4 protein-coding genes and 1 pseudogene are annotated in these 4,039 nt (G+C 46.2%); 2 read left to right on the top strand and 3 right to left on the bottom strand.

All coding sequences use genetic code 11. The features are described 5' to 3' along the window. From prfB to Q0369_RS02845, 3 genes are all read right to left on the bottom strand, one after another. A partial coding sequence (prfB, locus tag Q0369_RS02855) for a peptide chain release factor 2 (protein ID WP_298095698.1) occupies window positions 1-997 on the bottom strand: 997 nt, incomplete at its 3' end. Window positions 998-1,055: 58 nt separating this feature from the next. Continuing rightward, complete coding sequence (locus tag Q0369_RS02850; protein WP_297895620.1) at window positions 1,056-1,292, bottom strand: hypothetical protein; 237 nt, start codon at window positions 1,290-1,292, stop codon at window positions 1,056-1,058. Between the two features lie 259 nt (window positions 1,293-1,551). Then, window positions 1,552-1,851, bottom strand: coding sequence for a DUF883 domain-containing protein (locus Q0369_RS02845; protein WP_291935598.1), 300 nt, complete (start codon window positions 1,849-1,851; stop codon window positions 1,552-1,554). 164 nt (window positions 1,852-2,015) lie between these two features. On the opposite strand from Q0369_RS02845, the gene panC reads away from it, so the two are divergent. Next, window positions 2,016-2,837, top strand: a complete 822-nt coding sequence (gene panC / locus Q0369_RS02840) for a pantoate--beta-alanine ligase (protein ID WP_297881911.1) — start codon at window positions 2,016-2,018, stop codon at window positions 2,835-2,837. A gap of 64 nt (window positions 2,838-2,901) precedes the next feature. After that, window positions 2,902-4,039 (top strand): annotated as a pseudogene (locus Q0369_RS02835) (radical SAM protein); the annotation flags it as partial.

Raw genomic sequence — 4,039 nt, 5'->3', positions numbered from 1 at the left:
CCTTGACCTGCTGATACGGGAAAAGTACGTAGGAGCGGATCTGATGCCCCCAGCCGATCTCGCTTTTAGGCACGTTCTCATCTTTCTCGCGCTGTTTCATCAGCTCCAGCTCGTAAAGGCGCGACTTTAACACCTTCATCGCCGTTTCTTTGTTTTTGTGCTGGCTTCTGTCGTTTTGGCAGTTTACTACGATGCCCGTTGGGATATGCGTGATGCGCACGGCGCTTTCGGTTTTATTGATATGCTGTCCGCCTGCGCCGCTTGCGCGAAACACATCGATGCGGATATCCTTCTCTTCGATATTTATCTCGATGTCATCATTTAGCTCGGGGCTTACCATCACGCTTGAAAAGCTCGTATGTCTACGCCCTGCGCTATCAAACGGGCTTACGCGCACCAGGCGATGGATGCCGTTTTCGGCTTTCAGATATCCGTAGGCGTTCTCGCCGCGCACGATGAAGCTAACGTCTTTAAGGCCGGCTTCCTCGCCCTCTTGAAAGTCTAAAACCTCGATCTTAAAGCCCTCTCGCTCGCAAAAGCGCAGATACATGCGGTATAGCATACTCGCCCAGTCGTTACTCTCCGTACCGCCCGCGCCCGGATGAATGCTGACGATAGCGTTTTTATCGTCGTTTTCGCCGCTAAGCATCATGGAAATTTCTAAATTTATGATCTTATCCTCTAGCGCATCCGCCTCGACAAAAAGCGAGTTTATCGTCTCTTCGTCGTTTTCCGAGTTTGCCAGCTCATATAGAGCTTTTGCGTCGTCTACGGCATTTTTAGCGTTTAGAAATTTATTTAAGATATTTGAAATTTTAGTTTTTTCCTTGCCGATGGCGCCTGCTTTTGCGACGTCCTGCCAAAGATTTTGATCGTTTTCAAGCTCCTCGATCTCTTTTAGGCGCGCTTTGATGTTCTCCGGTTTTACGACGCCCGCGATATTTTCGACTTTAGTATTTAGGGTTTTTAAAAGTTCCGTGTATTCGTAATTATCCAAAATTTAAGACCTTTTTATGCTTTTGGCGTGATTATAACATATTTTGGATTAAGGTTGTTTATAAAATTTTATTTAAGGCGGGCATTATTAAGCATTTATCTATCAGGGATATCAAAACCTGCTTGATATTGCCATGATTAATCAGTTTAAGCTCCGTCGAGAGATCGGGCAGAGGGTCGTTTAGTAGCAGTTTTAGCTTTGCTTCTTCTAGCTTTAACTTTTTACAATCGGCTTTTTTGTCTTCAAGCATAGACACCACTAGTCTTAGCTTTTCTTTTGTCATTTCGCTTTGCACGAAAGTACCTTATACACGATGATAGAACATAAAAAAGCTGCTATGGAGCAGGCAAAATACGCCCAAATTTCTCCAATAGTTTTTTCAAGAAGCGCGTGCAGTCCTAACAAAAAGAAAACTAAGCCTATAATGCAAATTACGCCCGTGATTATGTTTAGTAAAACCGAGTTGGCGCTCTTTAAAAAAGAGCGCCTAATATCGCTAGCTTGAGCATCTACGAGCTCTACTACCGAAACTATAAATTCAGATATGCCGGCCATTATTTTTTCAGCAGCCAGGCGAGCAAAAATCCGACGCCCGCAGCGATAGCGACGCTTTTTATCGGGTCTTGTTTTATCGTGTCATTTACGCTTTCTATGCCGTCTTTGCCTTTGAGCCTTAGATCATCTATATATTTTTTGATCTCATTGCTATTTAGCTGATCTAGAATTTTATCTTTAGCAGACTCCGCACGCTCTGCGCCTATGTTTTTGATAGACTTCATAATCTCTTTAAAATCCGCTTTTAAAGAGTCGATATCTTTTTTCAAAGAATCTAAATTTGTCTCTTGAGTAGCCATTTTCGCTCCTTTTGAAGTTTATTTTAGAGCTAAAGCTCATGGTAGATTTTAGTACTTATTGATTAACGCTCGCTAAATAGACCGTCCTTTTGCGCTTAATTTATACCTTTAATATTTTTTGATATAATTGCCAGCCTAATATTTTATATTGAAAAGAGAGAACAATGCAGATCATTAGAAGCGTAGAGGAGCTAAAAAGCTTCAGAGCATCAGCAAGCGGCAGCGTGGGCTTCGTGCCTACGATGGGGGCTTTGCACGCGGGGCATGCAAGCCTCATAAAAAGAGCGCGGAACGAAAACGACATCGTAATCGTCTCTGCATTTCTCAATCCGGCACAGTTTTTGCCCGGTGAGGATCTAAATAGCTACCCAAAAAACGAAGCGGGCGATATTAAAATTTGCGAAAGCCTCGATGTGAACGCGCTTTTTATCCCAAGCGCGGATGAAATTTACGGCACGGAGGAGCCAGCGATCATAGCACCTAAGCCGATAAGTGAAATTTTGGAAGGCAAAACGCGCCCCGGGCACTTCGACGGCGTACTTAAAGTGCTAAATAAGCTTTTTAATCTAACTCGTCCTAGCAACGTTTATATGGGTAAAAAGGACACCCAGCAGCTTTTCATCGTACAGAAGATGGTAAAGAGCTTTTTTATGCCTATAAATATCATCCCTTGTGAGATTGTGCGCGAAAGTGATGGGCTCGCGCTTAGCTCGCGCAACGCCTATTTGGATGAGGAGGGAAAACTTATGGCGCTTAAGCTTTCGCGCTCCTTGCTAAATGCCAGCTCGCTTATTAAAAAAGGCGAGATCAGCCTAAATATAATCCGCGAAAAGATGCTTAGCGTGCTTGAGCCGCTGGCGGTCGATTATATAGCGTTCGTGGATTATAAATTTAATGAAATTTCGCAGATCAAGCAAGGCGATACGATAATCCTGCTTGCCGCAAAGGTCGGCACAACCCGCCTGATCGATAATATCTGGCTGTAAAATGGCAAAACTCCATCTCGTTTCTCTAGGCTGCAATAAAAATTTAGTTGATAGCGAGATCATGCTTGGGCGCTTGCAAAACTATGAGCTCACGGATGAACCTGCGAGTGCGGACGTGATGATCGTAAATACTTGCGGCTTCATAGCAAGCGCCAAACAGGAGAGTATCCGCACGATTTTGAAGCTTAGCGAGCAGAAAAAAAGCGGCGCGCTGCTGGTCGTCACGGGCTGTCTGATGCAGCGCTACAAGGATGAGCTCATGCGCGAGCTGCCCGAGGTCGATATTTTCAGCGGCGTCGGCGACTACGACAAGATCGACGAAATGATCTTAAAAAAGCAAAATTTATTCAGCCCGCAAACCTATCTGCAAAGTCCCGCGCTTACCTCTTCGCGCGTGATAACGGGCTCAAACTACCACGCTTACGTTAAAATTTCAGAGGGCTGTAATCAAAAATGCTCTTTCTGCGCCATTCCGAGCTTCAAAGGTCGCCTAAAAAGCCGCAGCATCGAGGATATCGAAGCGGAGGTGCGCGGCTTGGTGGCGCGCGGATTTTACGATTTCAGCTTTATCGCGCAGGATTCCAGCAGCTACGGTCGCGATCTAAGGCGCGGCAAAAACGGCGGATCAAATTTTAAAGGCTCCGAAGGCGAGTTAAATTTTGCAAGCTTTCGCGACGGAGAGATTTTTAACGCCTCTTGCTGCGAGCAAAACCCCAATGACTCAAGCGGCGGCGCGAGAGATAGAATTGCCGCTCAAAGTAGGCTCGTCTGCGATAAGGTCTCTGGCGGCGAGAGTGCTGGCGACGAAAAAGCCCACGAACAGGACATAGATCTAGTCGCGCTGATAAAACGCATCGAAAAAATAAAGGGCGTCAAGGTCGCGCGCGTGCTGTATCTCTACCCCACCAGCACCGACGAGCGACTCATCCGCACGATCGTGGGCTCACCCGTTTTCGCAAATTACTTCGACATGCCGATTCAGCACATAAACGACAAAATGCTAAGCCTGATGAAGCGCGGCGCGAGCGCGGCGCGGATCAAAGAGCTTTTAAGCCTAATGCGTGCAGCGCCAAACTCGTTCCTCCGCACGGGCATCATCGTGGGGCACCCGGGCGAGGGTGAAGCCGAATTTGACGAGCTTTGCGCATTTTTGCAGGAGTTTAAATTTGATAGAATTTCAGCTTTTGCTTACAGCAAGGAGG

Source organism: uncultured Campylobacter sp. (assembly GCF_938030685.1).
Taxonomy (GTDB): domain Bacteria; phylum Campylobacterota; class Campylobacteria; order Campylobacterales; family Campylobacteraceae; genus Campylobacter_B.
The sequence above is the reverse complement of the archived record's forward strand: the minus strand, read 5'-3'. Positions and strand labels throughout refer to the sequence as shown.

Coding starts and splice junctions, on each gene's coding strand:
- Q0369_RS02845 (WP_291935598.1), bottom strand. CDS start 1,851: ATGGCTACTCAAGAGACAAATTTAGATTCTTTGAAAAAAGATATCGAC.
- panC (WP_297881911.1), top strand. CDS start 2,016: ATGCAGATCATTAGAAGCGTAGAGGAGCTAAAAAGCTTCAGAGCATCA.